This window comes from Paraburkholderia caffeinitolerans (assembly GCF_902859945.1).
Taxonomy (GTDB): Bacteria; Pseudomonadota; Gammaproteobacteria; order Burkholderiales; family Burkholderiaceae; genus Paraburkholderia; species Paraburkholderia caffeinitolerans.
In genome coordinates, this window is record NZ_CADIKL010000001.1 from 102364 (window position 1) to 117761 (window position 15398).

13 protein-coding genes are annotated in these 15398 nt (G+C 65.3%); 7 read left to right on the plus strand and 6 right to left on the minus strand.

Features of this window, described 5'->3' with window-relative positions; translation table 11 throughout:
• Positions 1 to 3 precede the first annotated feature (3 nt).
• Positions 4 to 915, minus strand: coding sequence for an NAD kinase (locus HV773_RS00415; protein WP_129561250.1), 912 nt, complete (start codon positions 913 to 915; stop codon positions 4 to 6).
• Positions 916 to 1154: 239 nt separating this feature from the next.
• Here HV773_RS00415 and hrcA point away from each other — a divergent pair, with 239 nt between their 5' ends.
• The 7 genes from hrcA to pabB all read left to right on the plus strand — a co-directional run bounded on the left by hrcA (position 1155) and on the right by pabB (position 10633).
• Positions 1155 to 2174 carry a heat-inducible transcriptional repressor HrcA gene (gene hrcA / locus HV773_RS00420; RefSeq protein WP_129561251.1) on the plus strand — a complete coding sequence of 340 codons (1020 nt, stop codon included), beginning with the start codon at positions 1155 to 1157 and terminating at the stop codon, positions 2172 to 2174.
• 224 nt (positions 2175 to 2398) lie between these two features.
• On the plus strand, positions 2399 to 3466 hold the full coding sequence (gene hemH / locus HV773_RS00425) for a ferrochelatase (protein ID WP_175193979.1): 1068 nt from the start codon (positions 2399 to 2401) through the stop codon (positions 3464 to 3466).
• A gap of 38 nt (positions 3467 to 3504) precedes the next feature.
• A complete protein-coding gene (locus tag HV773_RS00430) occupies positions 3505 to 3912 on the plus strand; it encodes an RNA-binding S4 domain-containing protein (RefSeq protein WP_129561252.1) in 408 nt (135 codons plus the stop codon).
• 515 nt (positions 3913 to 4427) lie between these two features.
• On the plus strand, positions 4428 to 5000 hold the full coding sequence (gene grpE / locus HV773_RS00435; RefSeq protein ID WP_129561253.1) for a nucleotide exchange factor GrpE: 573 nt from the start codon (positions 4428 to 4430) through the stop codon (positions 4998 to 5000).
• A 251-nt stretch (positions 5001 to 5251) separates the two neighbouring features.
• On the plus strand, positions 5252 to 7195 hold the full coding sequence (gene dnaK / locus HV773_RS00440) for a molecular chaperone DnaK (RefSeq protein ID WP_129561254.1): 1944 nt from the start codon (positions 5252 to 5254) through the stop codon (positions 7193 to 7195).
• A 326-nt stretch (positions 7196 to 7521) separates the two neighbouring features.
• Complete coding sequence (gene dnaJ, locus HV773_RS00445; RefSeq protein WP_129561255.1) at positions 7522 to 8655, plus strand: molecular chaperone DnaJ; 1134 nt, start codon at positions 7522 to 7524, stop codon at positions 8653 to 8655.
• A gap of 58 nt (positions 8656 to 8713) precedes the next feature.
• Complete coding sequence (gene pabB / locus HV773_RS00450) at positions 8714 to 10633, plus strand: aminodeoxychorismate synthase component I (RefSeq protein WP_129561256.1); 1920 nt, start codon at positions 8714 to 8716, stop codon at positions 10631 to 10633.
• Positions 10634 to 10742: 109 nt separating this feature from the next.
• On the opposite strand, the gene panB is transcribed toward pabB, so the two are convergent.
• The 5 genes from panB to HV773_RS00475 all read right to left on the minus strand — a co-directional run bounded on the left by panB (position 10743) and on the right by HV773_RS00475 (position 15256).
• Complete coding sequence (gene panB / locus HV773_RS00455; protein WP_129561257.1) at positions 10743 to 11558, minus strand: 3-methyl-2-oxobutanoate hydroxymethyltransferase; 816 nt, start codon at positions 11556 to 11558, stop codon at positions 10743 to 10745.
• A gap of 58 nt (positions 11559 to 11616) precedes the next feature.
• Positions 11617 to 12300 (minus strand): deoxynucleoside kinase, encoded by a 684-nt coding sequence (locus HV773_RS00460; RefSeq protein ID WP_129561258.1) that lies wholly within the window; start codon positions 12298 to 12300, stop codon positions 11617 to 11619.
• On the minus strand, positions 12297 to 12890 hold the full coding sequence (gene folK / locus HV773_RS00465) for a 2-amino-4-hydroxy-6-hydroxymethyldihydropteridine diphosphokinase (RefSeq protein WP_129561259.1): 594 nt from the start codon (positions 12888 to 12890) through the stop codon (positions 12297 to 12299). The genes HV773_RS00460 and folK overlap by 4 nt, the downstream gene beginning before the upstream one ends.
• A gap of 66 nt (positions 12891 to 12956) precedes the next feature.
• Entirely contained in the window at positions 12957 to 14573 is a 1617-nt protein-coding gene (gene pcnB / locus HV773_RS00470; RefSeq protein ID WP_129561260.1) for a polynucleotide adenylyltransferase PcnB, read from the minus strand.
• A complete protein-coding gene (locus tag HV773_RS00475) occupies positions 14570 to 15256 on the minus strand; it encodes a histidinol-phosphatase (RefSeq protein ID WP_129561261.1) in 687 nt (228 codons plus the stop codon). Before HV773_RS00475 ends, pcnB begins: the two co-directional genes overlap by 4 nt.
• Between the last annotated feature and the right edge of the window lie 142 nt (positions 15257 to 15398).

The window sequence follows — 15398 nt, forward strand, 5'->3', positions numbered from 1 at the left end:
GCCTCAGTCTTCCGGGTCGTCTTGTAGTGAGGGGTGTTCGTTCCAGTGCAGTTTCTGGCGCAGGGTCCGGAAGTAGCTGTAGCCGACCGGATGCAGGAAAGGCACGGTATGGCGCGAGCGGCGCACTTCGATCACGTCGTTGAGTTCGAGGGCCGTGAACGACTGCATGTCGAAGTTCACGTTGACGTCGCGTCCTGCGACGATCTGGATGCTGACCTTGCAGTCGTCGGGCAGCACGATCGGGCGGTTCGAGAGCGCGTGCGGCGCAATCGGCACGAGTACGATGCCCTGCAACTGCGGATGCAGCAGCGGCCCCTGCGAGGAGAGCGAATAGGCGGTCGAGCCCGTGGGCGTGGCGACGATCAGCCCGTCCGAGCGCTGGTTATACATGAAGCGGCCGTCCACGTGCACGCGCAATTCCGCCATGCCCGAAACGCCGCTGCGGTTCACCACCACGTCGTTGAACGCAAGCGCGTGGTAGATCGGGTCGCCGCCGCGCGTGATGCGCGACTCGAGCAGCGAGCGCTCTTCGCGCTCGAAGCTGCCCGCGAGCAGTTGCGGGACGACTTCCTGCATGTCTGCGAAGGGGATGTCCGTGATGAAGCCCAGACGCCCGTGGTTGATGCCGATGAGCGGCGTGCGGTAGGGCGCGAGCTGGCGGCCGGTGCCGAGCATCGTGCCGTCGCCGCCGAGCACCACGGCCACGTCCGCGCGCGCACCGATTTCGGCGATCTGCAGGGCCGGATAGCCGGTGGCGCCGATCTCCTGGGCCGTGCTCGCTTCGAACACCACGTCGAAGCCGCGCTGCGAAATCGTTTGGGCGAGCGCCATCAGCGGCTCGCCGATGCCTTGCGTATTGCTGCGCCCGACGAGCGCAACAGTTTTGAATTGGCTCTGGATCTTCTGGATCTGCATGCCGGCATTACACCATAGTCGAGTCTCGAAAAGAACCTGGTGCCCCTTGCCCACGGGGCGTGGGCGAGAGCTGCGCCCCTTTTTTGCAGGCGGGCGTGACACGGCGATGACACACCGCCCAAAACAGTGCACAGGCTACCGTGTTTCCATGCCGCCTGGGCCGCCTGGGCCGCCTGGGCCGCCGGCGCGAGCGCGGGCGGACTCGCCGCCAACCCTGCATTAGGCTAGAATTTTCAGTCATGCTAGACCCTCGCGCACAAACCCTCCTCAAAACGCTGATCGAGCGCTACATCGCCGAAGGTCAGCCGGTCGGCTCGCGCACGCTGTCGCGCTTTTCCGGCCTGGAGCTGAGCCCGGCGACGATCCGCAATGTGATGTCGGACCTGGAGGAGCTGGGGCTCGTGTCGAGCCCCCACACCTCGGCGGGGCGCGTGCCCACGCCGCGCGGCTATCGCCTGTTCGTCGACACCCTGCTCACCGCCGAGCCCGCGGCCGACGACGATGCGCTCACGCGCGCGGTCAAGACCACGCTGCGCCCCGGCGAGCCGCAGAAGGTGGTGGCGGCGGCGGCCAGCGTGCTCTCTAATCTTTCGCAGTTCGCGGGCGTGGTGCTCACGCCGCGGCGCACGCACGTGTTCAAGCAGGTCGAGTTCATGCGCCTGTCGGACAAGCGCATCCTGCTCATCATCGTGACGCCCGAAGGCGACGTGCAGAACCGCATCATGGCGACGCAGCGCGACTTCATGTCTTCCGAGCTCATCGAAGCCTCCAATTACATCAACGCGCACTTTGCCGGCCTCTCGTTCGACGAAGTGCGGCGGCGCTTGCGCGACGAGATCGATGCGCTGCGCGGCGACATGACCACGCTCATGCACGCCGCCGTGACCGCGAGCACCGACGAAACCGACACAGGCGAGACCGTGCTCATTTCCGGCGAGCGCAACCTGCTCGAAGTGGCCGATCTGTCGTCGGACATGGCGCGCCTGCGCAAGCTGTTCGACGTGTTCGACCAGAAAACGAGCCTCCTGCAACTGCTCGACGTGTCGAGCCACGCCCAGGGCGTGCAAATCTTCATTGGCGGCGAGTCGAACCTCGTGCCGATCGAGGAAATGAGCGTGGTGACGGCGCCCTACGAAGTGAACGGCAAGATCGTCGGCACGCTCGGCGTGATCGGTCCGACGCGCATGGCCTACAACCGCGTGATTCCGATCGTGGACATCACCGCGCGCCTGCTTTCGCTTACGCTCAGCCAGAACTGAACGCGCTTTTCTGGCGTTTGCCCGTGTTTCCATCATCGCTCGAGGGGGCGCGGCGCGCCATTGGCCGAATGGCCAGCGCTGCCGCTTTGGCGCGCGCCGTCGCCATGCCGCCAGCTTCCCTCGGGCAGGCCTTGGAGCCGGTCCGGCGCATCCAATCGCGCCCGCTATAATGCGCACTTGTACAACCCTTGCCGCGCGTTGAAGCGCGGCGTTCCTGATCGCCTATGCGTTTCGACCTGGAGCGGCCCCTGCAGTCCGCCGGCGCGCATCGTGTCGCGGTGCTGCTCATCAATCTGGGCACCCCCGACGCGCCCACGCCGCGCGCCGTGCGCCGCTATCTCGCGCAGTTCCTCTCCGATCCGCGCGTGGTCGAGATTCCCGCGCCCATCTGGCAGGTCATCCTGCGCGGGCTGATTCTGCCGTTTCGCGGTCGTTCGTCGGCGAAAAAGTATGCGGCAGTCTGGACGCCCGAAGGCTCCCCGCTGCGCGTGCACACGCAGAAGCAGGCCGACGGCCTGCGCCATCTGCTGCATCTGAACGACTACGCCGTGCTCGTGGACCATGCGATGCGTTACGGCACGCCCGGCATCGCGGCGATGCTCAGCCAGCTCAAGCTCGCCGGCGCGGAGCGCATTTTGCTGGTGCCGATGTATCCGCAATACTCCGCGTCGACCACGGCCACGGCTTTCGACGCTGCGTTCGCCAAGCTGCGGTGCATGCGCAACCAGCCGGAGATCCGTACGGTGCGCGCGTATCACGATCATCCGGCCTATATCGCGGCGCTCGCGACGCAGGTGCGGGAGTACTGGCAGGCGCACGGCCGTCCTGACTTCGCGGCCGGCGACCGCCTCGTGCTGAGTTTTCACGGCGTGCCGAGCCGCACGCTCGATCTCGGCGACCCGTACCACGATCAATGCCAGCAGACGGCCTCGCTCCTCATGCACGCGCTGGAGCTCACGCCGGTGGAATGCCGCGTCACGTTCCAGTCCCGCTTCGGGCGGGCACAGTGGCTGCAGCCCTATACCGCGCCGACGCTCAAGGAACTCGGGCAGGGCGGTGTGCGCCGCGCCGACGTGTTTTGTCCGGGTTTCACGGCGGACTGCCTCGAGACCATCGAGGAAATCGGCATGGAGGTCCGCGACGAGTTCCTGCATGGCGGCGGTAAGGAGTTCCACCGGATTCCGTGCCTGAACGCGTCGCCGGCGTGGATTGCGGCGCTTGGCGAAATCGTCGCGCAGCACCTGCAGGGCTGGCCGGTGCGCGCACAGGTTCCAGCCGGCGCGGCGGCCTGAGCGCAAGATATTAGCGGCGCTCAATCAGGAAGCCTCATATGAATTACAAGATCTCGACCGAACCCGGCGCGCGCTTGCGCATCGACAAATGGCTTTGGGCCGCGCGCTTTTTCAAGACGCGTTCGCAGGCGTCGGACGCCATCGGCAAAGGCCGCGTGCGGATCGGCGGCGATGTTGTGAAGGCGTCCCGGGACGTGCGCGTGGGTGACTTCGTGAAGATTGAGATCGATCACGCGGTATGGGAGGTGCAGGTGCTCGGCATCTGCGAGGTGCGCGGACCTGCGAGCATCGCCCAGACGCTCTATGCGGAGACAGAGGCCGGCCGTGCGCAGCGCACGGCCGAACACGAGCGGAGACGGCTCTTTCGCGAGCCCGCCGCCGTGCTGCACGGGAGGCCCACCAAGCGCGACCGTCGCACTATCGACAAACTTTCGCGTGAGGACTGAAGAGCGCTTCCATGGTGGCGTGGACGCCCCCGTATTCCGTCGTATTTTCGTTCACGACGCCGGACATGCAGATGGTGGTGGTCCCGGCGATGAGTACCAGAGCGACCACCGAGATGGCCAAGGTCAGTTTCACGGTACTCCCCAAGGGAAAAGCTGCAAAACGGCTAGTACGCGGGCCAGAGACGCAACAGCAGGGCCCATTCGGTGCGGTGCCAGGCTCAGGGTAAACGCCTTGTGAGCAGCACCTGTTCCTGAGTGTAGGTCAGGGTTGCCCCGTACTCAATTTCATTGTTGCGGCGCTGCGGTAATGGTTGTAACGAGCAATTTCGGCGGTTTGATCCATGTATAAAAAAACCGCGCGAGGCCCTTGAAATAAGTGATCCGGCACCCACGTGCTGTCCCAATGGACAAGGCAGCTGTCGCGCCGGCGCAACGCTCGCCGGCATGATGGATGAGGCGGGCAGGACGCCCGCGTTTTGTTTCCCCTTTTTTACTATTCAACGACGTTCAGCGACATGGAAAACACGCAAGAGAACCCGACGAGCCAGAACCCCACGCCCGCGGACGAGGCGTCGCAAGCCGCTGCTCAGCCGCAACAAGCCGCGGCTGAAGGCGCAGCGCAGGCGCCCGAAGGCGACGCGCAAGCAGCGCTGGCCGAGGCAGAGGCAAAGGTCGCCGAGCTGCAGGACGCATTCATCCGCGCCAAGGCCGAGACGGAAAACGTCCGCCGCCGCGGCCAGGAAGACGTCGCCAAGGCGCACAAGTTCGCCATCGAGAGCTTCGCCGAGCACCTGCTGCCGGTCATGGACAGCCTTGAAGCCGCGCTGACCCACGGCTCGGACGACCTCGCCAAGGTCAACGAAGGTGTCGAACTCACGCTCAAGCAACTGATCGGCGCGCTGGAAAAAGGCAAAGTCCTCCAGATCAATCCGGTTGGCGAGAAGTTCGATCCGCATCGCCATCAGGCTATCTCGATGGTGCCCTCGGAGCAGGAGGCGAACACGGTCGTCGCCGTGCTGCAGAAGGGCTACGTGATTGCCGACCGCGTGCTGCGCCCGGCGCTGGTCACGGTTTCGCAGCCGAAGTAACGCTCTTCGGACGAGCGTTCCGCAGCGGTTTTGTAAGGTATTGGAAAGATTGGGCGGCATCGTTTAGAGCGACGCGCCGCCGATCGAAAAAAATTAACGAATACATAGCCCAAAGCTCTTGAAAACGCCCTTGCGGCACCTATTTGGGCAACAGTGAATTGAAACAAACCGAATTGAGCTGAGGCGAACGCCCCCGCACCACGCGAGAAGCGGCGAACGCGCAGCGATCAAAATCTGGAGATTTGGAAAAAATGGGCAAAATCATTGGTATCGACCTCGGCACCACCAATTCGTGTGTGGCGCTGATGGAAGGCAATCAGGTCAAGGTGATCGAGAACTCGGAAGGCGCTCGCACGACGCCGTCGATCATCGCCTACATGGACGACAACGAAGTGCTGGTCGGCGCGCCGGCCAAGCGCCAGTCGGTCACGAACCCGCGCAACACGCTGTACGCGGTCAAGCGCCTGATCGGCCGCCGCTTCGACGAAAAGGAAGTGCAGAAGGACATCAACCTGATGCCCTACAAGATCGTCAAGCACGACAACGGCGACGCATGGGTCGAAGCGCACGGCCAGAACCTGGCACCGTCGCAGGTTTCGGCTGAAGTCCTGCGCAAGATGAAGAAGACCGCTGAAGACTACCTCGGCGAGCCGGTCACCGAAGCCGTGATCACGGTTCCCGCGTACTTCAACGACAGCCAGCGTCAAGCCACCAAGGACGCCGGCCGCATCGCGGGTCTGGAAGTCAAGCGCATCATCAACGAGCCGACCGCAGCCGCACTCGCGTTCGGTCTGGACAAGGCTGAAAAGGGCGACCGCAAGATCGCCGTGTTCGACCTCGGCGGCGGCACGTTCGACATCTCGATCATCGAAATCGCAGATGTGGACGGCGAAATGCAGTTCGAAGTGCTCTCGACCAACGGCGACACGTTCCTCGGCGGCGAAGACTTCGACCAGCGCATCATCGATTACATCATCGGCGAGTTCAAGAAGGAGCAGGGCGTTGACCTCTCGAAGGACGTGCTCGCGCTGCAACGCCTGAAGGAAGCCGCTGAAAAGGCCAAGATCGAACTGTCGTCGGGCCAGCAGACCGAAATCAACCTGCCGTACATCACGGCAGACGCCTCGGGTCCGAAGCACTTGAACCTGAAGATCACGCGCGCCAAGCTGGAAGCGCTGGTCGAAGACCTGATCGAGCGCACCATCGAGCCGTGCCGCGTGGCGATCAAGGACGCAGGCGTGAAGGTCAGCGACATCGACGACGTGATTCTCGTCGGCGGCCAGACGCGCATGCCGAAGGTGCAGGAGAAGGTCAAGGAGTTCTTCGGCAAGGATCCGCGCCGTGACGTGAACCCGGACGAAGCCGTGGCCGTTGGCGCCGCGATTCAGGGCCAGGTTCTGTCGGGCGACCGCAAGGACGTGCTGCTGCTCGACGTCACCCCGCTCTCGCTCGGTATCGAGACGCTCGGCGGCGTGATGACGAAGATGATCAACAAGAACACCACGATCCCGACCAAGCACGCTCAGGTGTACTCGACGGCCGACGACAACCAGGGCGCCGTGACGATCAAGGTGTTCCAGGGCGAACGCGAAATGGCGGCTGGCAACAAGCTGCTGGGCGAGTTCAACCTCGAAGGCATTCCGCCCGCACCACGCGGCGTGCCGCAGATCGAAGTGAGCTTCGACATCGACGCGAACGGCATCCTGCACGTCGGTGCGAAGGACAAGGCGACCGGCAAGGAAAACCGCATCACCATCAAGGCGAACTCGGGTCTGTCGGAAGCCGAAATCGAGAAGATGGTGAAGGACGCCGAAGCAAACGCGGAAGAAGATCACCGTCTGCGTGAGCTGGCCGACGCGCGCAACCAGGGCGACGCGCTGGTTCACAGCACGAAGAAGGCCGTGGCCGAGTACGGCGACAAGATCGACGCTTCCGAGAAGGAAAAGATCGAAGCCGCGCTGAAGGAACTCGAAGATACGCTGAAGGACGCGTCGGCCGACAAGGCGACGATCGAAGCGAAGGTCGAGGCGCTGTCGGCAGCGTCGCAGAAGCTCGGCGAGAAGATGTACGCCGACATGCAGGCGGCGCAAGGCGCAGCGGGTGCGGCAGCAGGTGCAGCGGGCGCTGAAGCCAACCCGCAGCACGCCGCCGAAGACGTGGTCGACGCCGAGTTCAAGGAAGTCAAGAAGGACTAAGTCTGCTCGTTCAGGGTCAGGGCATCCGGCGCGGTTCGCGCCGGATGCTTCAAGAAGCGGCCCGGATCGAAAGGACTGAACAGACGACTGAGCAGACCCAAGCACGGCCGCATCGGTTACGATGCGGGTCGGCATTGCAGCGCCTGGCGGGCCTTTTGGCTCCCCGGGCACATTTGTTTTATGGAGGCCGTTCTCTTGCAGGGGCCGCCGGGGCGCGAAAGCGCCCTTGCGCGGAGGGTGCGAAGGAGCGGCAAACGGGTCACGAGATCCAGCATTCAAGAGGAGCCGGTGCGTGCCGCGAGGCATGCGGCTGGCGTTGAACCGATATGGCGAAACGGGATTACTACGAGGTTCTGGGCGTCGCGAAGAACGCGGGCGACGACGAAATCAAGAAGGCTTATCGCAAGCTTGCGATGAAGTATCACCCCGACCGTAATCCGGACAGCAAGGATGCGGAAGAGCATTTCAAGGAGGTGAAGGAAGCCTACGAGATGCTGTCGGACTCGCAAAAGCGCGCGGCTTACGACCAGTACGGCCATGCGGGTGTCGATCCCAACATGGGCGGCGCGGGTGCGCAGGGCTTCGGCGGTTTCGCGGACGCTTTCGGTGACATCTTCGGCGATATTTTCGGCCAGGCAGCCGGTGGCGGCCGTGGCGCACGTGGCGGCCCGCAGGTGTATCGCGGCGCGGACCTGCGCTACAGCATGGAAATCACGCTGGAGCAGGCTGCGCACGGCTACGAGACGCAGATTCGCGTGCCTGGCTGGAGCGGCTGTGAAGTCTGCCACGGCTCGGGCGCGAAGCCTGGCACCAAGCCCGAAACCTGCCCGACTTGTCACGGGGCGGGCCAGGTGCGCATGTCGCAGGGCTTTTTCAGTATCCAGCAGACCTGTCCGAAGTGCCACGGCACGGGCTCCTACATTCCCGAGCCCTGCACGAACTGCCACGGCGCGGGCAAGGTGAAGGAAACCAAGACGCTCGAAGTGAAGATTCCGGCGGGCATCGACGACGGCATGCGCATCCGCTCGGCCGGCAACGGCGAGCCGGGGGTCAACGGCGGGCCGTCGGGCGATCTCTATGTCGAGATCCACATCAAGCAGCACGCGGTGTTCGAGCGCGACGGCGACGACCTCCATTGCCAGATGCCGATCCCGTTCACCACGGCGGCGCTCGGCGGCGAGATCGAAGTGCCCACGCTGGCGGGCCGCGCGAGCTTCACGGTGCCCGAAGGCACGCAGTCGGGCAAGACTTTCCGTCTGCGCGGCAAGGGCATCAAGGGCCTGCGCTCGAGCATCGCCGGCGATCTGTACGTGCATGTGCAAGTCGAAACGCCGGTCAAGCTCACCGAGCAGCAGCGCGACTTGCTCCAGCAGTTCGAGAAGTCGCTCGTGGAAGGTGGTTCGCGCCACAGCCCGCAGAGCAAGAGCTGGTTCGATCGCGTGAAGAGCTTCTTCGATTGATGCACGCCCCAGGGCCTCGTGCGGTGTCCGTGCGGTAGCAAGCAGGCGGTAACGTTCAATGGCAGTGAATCAAGGCGGCGCGGTGGGTGATGCGATCTTCGCGCTGCTCGACGACGCAGACTCGACGGCGGTGAGCCGTTCGAGCCGTCTGTACACGGGGTTCGTGCGCGAGATCGCGTGCGAGCGCGCGGTGGATCTCGACGCGGCGTGCCGCGAAGTCAATGCAGCATTGGGCGCAGGAGCGGGCGTAGCCCTTCATGCGCTCGTGCTCGGCGACTACGAATTCGGGCGCGCGCTCGAATTCGCGAAGCGCGACGCCTCATCCAGCGAAACGCAGCACGGCCATGCCGCGCTGCGTTTTTTATTGTTCGCGCGCTGCGAACGGCTCGCGCGCGAGGAAGCCGACGCATGGCTCGCCGCGCGTGAGGGCAGCGAGGCCCCCGCGCCGGCTGGCATTGCCGGCGTGACGATGGGCGTCAACCGCGAGCGCTTCGAGCACGACATTGGCGCGGTGCAGGACGCGCTGCGTATCGGCGACTCGTATCAGATCAACTACACGTACCGGCTGGGCTTCGAGGCGTTCGGCGCGCCGGTGGCGTTGTATCGGCGTTTGCGTGAGCGCCAGCGCGTGCGCTACGGCGCGCTCATCGCGTTGCCGGGTGATCATTGGGTGCTCTCGTGCTCGCCGGAGCTGTTCGTCGAAAAGCACGGCGAAACGTTGCGCGCGAAGCCGATGAAAGGCACCACCGCGCGTCGCGCCGATGCGGCCGAGGATGCCGCTGCCGCGCAATTCCTCGCGAACGACCCCAAGAATCGCGCCGAAAACGTGATGATCGTCGACTTGCTGCGCAACGACGTGTCGCGCGTCGCGCAGACAGGATCGGTGCGCGTGCCTGCGCTTTTCAGCGTGGAGCCGTATGCCTCGGTCTGGCAGATGACCTCCACGGTGGAGGCGAAACTGCGTCCGGGCGCGAGCTTCGCCGACGCGATGCGTGCCCTGTTCCCGTGCGGCTCGATCACGGGCGCGCCCAAGCACCACACGATGGAGTTGATCGAGGCGCTCGAGCACGGCCCGCGCGGGCTCTATACGGGCACCATCGGCTGGCTGGATGCTCCTCGCGAAGGCGAGACCTGCGGCGACTTCTGCCTCTCGGTTGTGATCCGCACGCTTACGCTTGACGCGCCCAGCGCGGGCTCCGGCGTCAGCGAAGGCGCAATGCGGCGCGGCGAGATGGGCGTGGGCGCGGGCATTGTGCTGGACAGCGTGGCCGCCGACGAATACGAGGAGTGCCGATTGAAAGCGCGTTTTCTCACCGAGGCCGATCCCGGCATCGAACTCTTCGAAACGATGTACGCGACGCGCGCACAAGGCGTGCGTCACGTCGAGCGTCATCTCGCGCGGCTTGCGGCGGGCGCGGCGTGGTTGGGTTTTCCGTGCGATGTGGAAGCGTTGCGCGTGCGTCTCGTGCAAGCGTGTGCCGCGTTCACGGAAGGGGACGCACCGCATCGCCTACGGCTCGCGCTCGGCAAGAGCGGCGTGGCGACGCTGACCAGTGCGCCGCTTGCGCCGCTCGCGCACGACACCGTTGGCGTGCTGCTCGCGCCGGATCACGGCTTCGCGCCAGTTGCGTCAGGTGATGCGCTGCTGCTGCGCAAGTCGACGCGCCGCGTCGAGTTTGACCGCGCGTGGCGCGAAGCCGAAGCGCAAGGCGGCTTCGACATGCTGTTCTTCAACGAGCGCGACGAGCTGACCGAAGGCGGGCGCTCGAACGTGTTCGTGAAGCGCGACGGGCAGTGGTGGACGCCGCCGCTGACGTCGGGGCTTTTGCCCGGCGTGATGCGTGGCGTGATGCTCGACGATGTGGCGTTCGGAGCGCGCGAGCGCGTGCTCACGCGCGACGACGTGCTGAACGCCGAGGCGCTCATGCTGACCAATGCGCTGCGCGGGGCTGTGGCCGCGCGCTTGATCTGCATTTGATCTGCGCTTGATCCCGACGAGCGCGCGGTAGACGCATCGGCATAAAAAAAGCGCGTTCCGGTTGTGCAAACCGGAACGCGCTTTTTTGCTTTTGCGGCAGAGCCCGCTATCAGAATGCGTGCTCAGGCCCCGGGAACGTGCCTTCCTTCACAGCCTTCACATAGGCGCGCACGGCCGACTCGATATCGGGTTGTCCCTCCATGAAATCCTTCACGAAGCGCGGACGCTTGCCGGGGAAGATCCCGAGCATGTCGTGCAGCACGAGCACCTGGCCCGAGCAATCGAGACCCGCGCCAATGCCGATCGTCGGAATGCGCAGTTTCGCCGTGACTTGCGCGCCGAGCGTCGCCGGCACCGCTTCGATCACCACGAGCTGGGCGCCCGCAGCTTCGAGCGCCAGCGCGTCGCGCACGAGCTGCACGGCGGCCGCGTCGGTCTTGCCCTGCACCTTGAAGCCGCCGAACGCGTGCACCGATTGCGGTGTGAGGCCGATGTGCGCACACACCGGCACGGCGCGCTCGACCAGCATTTTCACCGTGGGTGCGAGCCATTCGCCGCCCTCGATTTTCACCATCTGCGCGCCCGCGCGCATGAGCTTCACCGAATTCGCGAAGGCGTCCTCGGGCGTGCCGAACGTGCCGAACGGCAGATCGGCGATGATCAGCGCCTTCGGCTGCGCGCGCGCGACGCAGGCCGTGTGATAGGCGATGTCGTCGATGGTGACGGGCAGCGTCGTGGTATGGCCCTGGAGCACATTGCCGAGGGAATCGCCGATCAGCACGGTGTCGACGCCCGCGCGGTCGCATAGTGCCGAGAAGCTCGCGTCGTAGCACGTGAGCATCGAGATCTTTTCGCCGGCGTCGCGCATTGCTTGGAGCTTGGGCACGGTGACCGCGCTGCGGCTCGTTTCCTGCAGGTAAGTCATGGGGAGTCCGAGAGTCCGTTAGTCCATCAGGGAGGGGAAGTGCCGGACGGCGCGCCGCTTAAAGCGACGTGCCCTTGACGAAGGATTCCTTGCGGCCGCGCATCGATTCGATACGCTCGACGATCAGCGCAAGGTCCGCGTCGGAGTCGAGCGGGTTCAGATTCTCGACGCCCACGGTCAGCACCGGCGCACGGTCGTAATGATAGAAAAATTCGTTGTAGCTGTCGCACAGCGCCCGCAAGAAGGTGTCGGAGATGTGCTGCTCCGCCGCCACCGCGCGCTTCTGAATGCGCGCATAGAGCGCTTCGGGGCTCGCCTGCAGATACACCACAAGGTCTGGCGGCGGAGACGCCACGCGCAGGCGCGCGGCAAGCGCCTGAAAAAGCTGCAGCTCTTCTTCGGAGAGCGTCAGGCGCGCGAACAGGTCGTTGCGCTCGGCAAGGAAATTCGTCACGAGCGGGGTGCCGGCGGCAAGCTGCGCGGCCACCTGCCGCGAGAGATGCTCGCGCTGCAGCGCCACCGCGAGTTGGGCGGCCAGCGCGTGGCGCGACGTGTCGCGGTAGAAGCGCTCGAGAAATGGGTTGTCCGCGCGCGAGCCGAGCAGCGTCTGCATCGACCAGCGCTCGGCCAGACGCGTCGCGAGTGGGGTCTTGCCCGAACCGATCGGCCCTTCGATTGCGATGTACTGGAGCGCGGCGGGGCGCGTGGCTACGGTGGTGGCGAAAGACAGTGGCGTGCTCATCGGCAAGTGCCCGAAGAGCGCGGCGTGTTATCGGGAGAGGCCGCGGAGTCGGGGGACTCGGCCGCGACGCCCGCGGGCTTACCCGTTTCGGGTTCGGCAAGACACTGGCACAGTGGTTTCATTTTTTCGATGCGCTGCTCCGCGACAGCGGGCAGGAAGGTGCTGACCACGCCGTGGCCCGGAATGGCGAGCTCGGGATCGATTTCGGCGAGCGGCGCAAGCACGAACGCGCGGCCCGTCATGCGCGGATGCGGCACGATCAGGTCGGGTTCGTCGATGATTGCCTCGCCGTACATCAGGATGTCGATGTCGAGCGTGCGCGGCGCATTGCGAAACGGACGCTCGCGGCCGAAGTGGTGCTCGATGCGATGGCACAGGCCAAGCAGATCGCGCACCGAAAGCCGCGTGTCGAGCTTCACGACGCAGTTGAAATAGTCGTCGCCGCCCGCGTCGATGGGCGCGGTGCGGTACAGACTCGATTTGGCGAGCACGGTGATGGTGTGCTGCTGCGCGAGGCACACCACCGTGTCTTTGAGGGTCTGGCGCGCATCCCCAAGATTCGCGCCGATTCCGAGCCAGGCAACCGTCATGGCTTTACTTCCTGTGTTGCGCGAACGCATTCGACATGCCCGCGCCGGGTTGCGTGCTGCATGGCTTCAGTCCTCGTGCGGCTCGTCGTTGCCCCCGCCGTCGGAGGATGCCGCTGCGGCGCTTTCGGCGCCTTCCGCGGCTTCGCCCGACTTGCGGTTCTTCGCGCCGCCACGGCGGCGGCGCTTGCGCGGCGCGCGTTCCTTGCTGCCGCCCGAGGCGAGCAGCGTCTCGCGCGCGGCCGGGTCGCCGCTGATGAAGTCGGTCCACCACTGGCCCACTTCGGCGTCGAGCTCGCCCGATTCGCAGCGCAACAGGAGGAAATCATACCCCGCTCTGAAGCGCGGGTGTTCCAGCAGCTTGATCGCGCTGCGGCCGCGTTTTTCGAGGCGCAGTTGCAGGCCCCAGATCTCGCGCATATCCGACGAGTAGCGGCGATGGATCGCGAGCTTTTCGGTTTGCGCGTCGATTACGTCGTCCATCGCGCGATGCAGCGCCGGCACGGGGAATTCGCCCTCTGCGGTGTACTGCTGCAGGCGCTGCTGCACGTCGTGCCACAGCAGCGTCGCGAACAGGAAGCCCGGCGAGACCGGCTTGCCCGCGCGTACGCGCGCGTCGGTGTTCGAGAGCGCGAGCGTGATGAAGCGCTCGCCTTGCGGCTGCTCGAGAACCACGTCGAGCAAGGGCAGGAGGCCGTGATGGAGGCCCTCCTTGCGCAGCCACTTGAGGCACTCGAGCGCGTGGCCCGAGAGCAGCAGCTTGAGCATCTCGTCGAACAGACGCGCCGCCGGCACGTTGTTGATGAGGTCCGCGAGTTCCTGGATCGGTGCGCGCGTGTGCTCTTCAATCTCGAAGCCGAGCTTCGCCGCGAAACGTACCACGCGCAGCATGCGCACCGGGTCTTCGCGGTAGCGCGTGGCCGGGTCGCCGATCATGCGCAGCAGGCGCGCGCGCATGTCGGCCATGCCGTTGTGGTAGTCGAGCACCGTCTGCGTGGACGGATCGTAATACATCGCGTTGATCGTGAAGTCGCGACGCGTGGCGTCTTCGTGCTGCTCGCCCCAGACGTTGTCGCGCAGCACGCGGCCGCTCGCGTCCACGTGGTGGGTCTTGCGGTCGAGCTCGTCGCGGCGCAGGCGCTTGTGGCCCGCTGCGCCTGCGGCCTCGGCGGGCGGTGCGTCCACGAGTGCGCGGAAGGTCGAGACCTCGATGATCTCCTGGCCGAACTGCACGTGCACGATCTGGAAGCGCCGGCCGATGATGCGGGCGCGGCGGAACAGCTTCTGCACCTGGTCGGGCGTGGCGTCGGTGGCCACGTCGAAGTCCTTGGGCGCGACGCCGAGCAGCAGGTCGCGCACCGCGCCGCCCACGATGAACGCGCGAAAGCCCGCTTGCTGCAGGCCGTCGGTCACGCGCACGGCGTTGCGCGAGATGAGCGAGGGATCGATGCCGTGGATATCGGCGGAGAGGACCACGGGCGTAGCCGGGTCGCCAGCGCCTTGGCCCGCGCGGGGCTTGGCGGCTTTCTTCGCGGTGACCGTTTTGCGGCGCGGGCGGGCAGTGGCCTCACCGGCGGCTTCGCCTTCAGGCGATGCAGCGGCCAGTGCTGTGTCGCTGTCCGGGGCGCCTTGGGTGGCGGACGCGTCGTCCTGGCCAAACAGTTTGCGGATGAATTTCTTGATCACGATGCCTGGAACAAATCGAGGATGCGCCAGCCTGCTTGTTGCGCATGCGCGCGCAGGGTGTCGTCGGGGTTGGTCGCGATCGGGTCGGTGACTTTTTCGAGCAGCGGAATGTCGTTGTGCGAGTCGCTATAGAAGTAGCTGTGCTCGAAGTCGGACCAGCGCTTGCCGAGCGAGGCCAGCCATGCCTCCACGCGCACGATCTTGCCTTCGCGGTAGCTTGGCGTGCCGGTCGGGCGGCCGGTGAAGGCCGACGCCGGATGGCCGTCCACGGTTTCGACTTCGCAGGCGATCAGCTTGTCCACGCCGAACACCTCGGCGATGGGCGCCGTGATGAATTCGTTGGTGGCCGTGACCACGCAGCAGAGGTCGCCCGCTTCCTTGTGCTGTTTCACGAGTTCGAGCGCGGCCGGCACGATGGTCGGCTTGATCACCTCGTGCATGTACTGGTCGTGCCATTCCTTCAGTTGCGCGCGCGAATACTTCGCGAGCGGCGTGAGCATGGCGAGGAGGTACGCGTGGATGTCGAGCTTGCCGGCCTTGTAGTCGGCGTAGAAGCGCTCGTTCTGCTCCGCGAAGCGTTCGGCGTCGACGATGCCGAGCTTCACCATGAAGCGGCCCCATTCGTAGTCGCTATCGGTGGGGATCAGCGTGTGATCGAGATCAAAAAGTGCGAGATTAGCCATGGGCGCTCATTTTACTTGAAGCGGGTGAAGCCGTTGCCGGCGCCGGCTGCGGCGTCCGGCGAGTCGGAAGAAGGTTCGGACGCTGGCGCCGACGGCGGCGGATTCGCCGCCGTGGGCCCGGCGGGCGGGGTTTCGCGCGTGG

Bases quoted from the DNA above. Each gene is read 5' to 3' on its own strand.
- hemH (WP_175193979.1), top strand. From the start codon at position 2,399: ATGCGTTTCGACCTGGAGCGGCCCCTGCAGTCCGCCGGCGCGCATCGT.
- panB (WP_129561257.1), bottom strand. From the start codon at position 11,558: ATGACTTACCTGCAGGAAACGAGCCGCAGCGCGGTCACCGTGCCCAAG.
- HV773_RS00430 (WP_129561252.1), top strand. From the start codon at position 3,505: ATGAATTACAAGATCTCGACCGAACCCGGCGCGCGCTTGCGCATCGAC.
- folK (WP_129561259.1), bottom strand. From the start codon at position 12,890: ATGACGGTTGCCTGGCTCGGAATCGGCGCGAATCTTGGGGATGCGCGC.
- HV773_RS00475 (WP_129561261.1), bottom strand. From the start codon at position 15,256: ATGGCTAATCTCGCACTTTTTGATCTCGATCACACGCTGATCCCCACC.
- dnaK (WP_129561254.1), top strand. From the start codon at position 5,252: ATGGGCAAAATCATTGGTATCGACCTCGGCACCACCAATTCGTGTGTG.
- HV773_RS00460 (WP_129561258.1), bottom strand. From the start codon at position 12,300: ATGAGCACGCCACTGTCTTTCGCCACCACCGTAGCCACGCGCCCCGCC.
- grpE (WP_129561253.1), top strand. From the start codon at position 4,428: ATGGAAAACACGCAAGAGAACCCGACGAGCCAGAACCCCACGCCCGCG.
- dnaJ (WP_129561255.1), top strand. From the start codon at position 7,522: ATGGCGAAACGGGATTACTACGAGGTTCTGGGCGTCGCGAAGAACGCG.
- hrcA (WP_129561251.1), top strand. From the start codon at position 1,155: ATGCTAGACCCTCGCGCACAAACCCTCCTCAAAACGCTGATCGAGCGC.
- HV773_RS00415 (WP_129561250.1), bottom strand. From the start codon at position 915: ATGCAGATCCAGAAGATCCAGAGCCAATTCAAAACTGTTGCGCTCGTC.
- pabB (WP_129561256.1), top strand. From the start codon at position 8,714: ATGGCAGTGAATCAAGGCGGCGCGGTGGGTGATGCGATCTTCGCGCTG.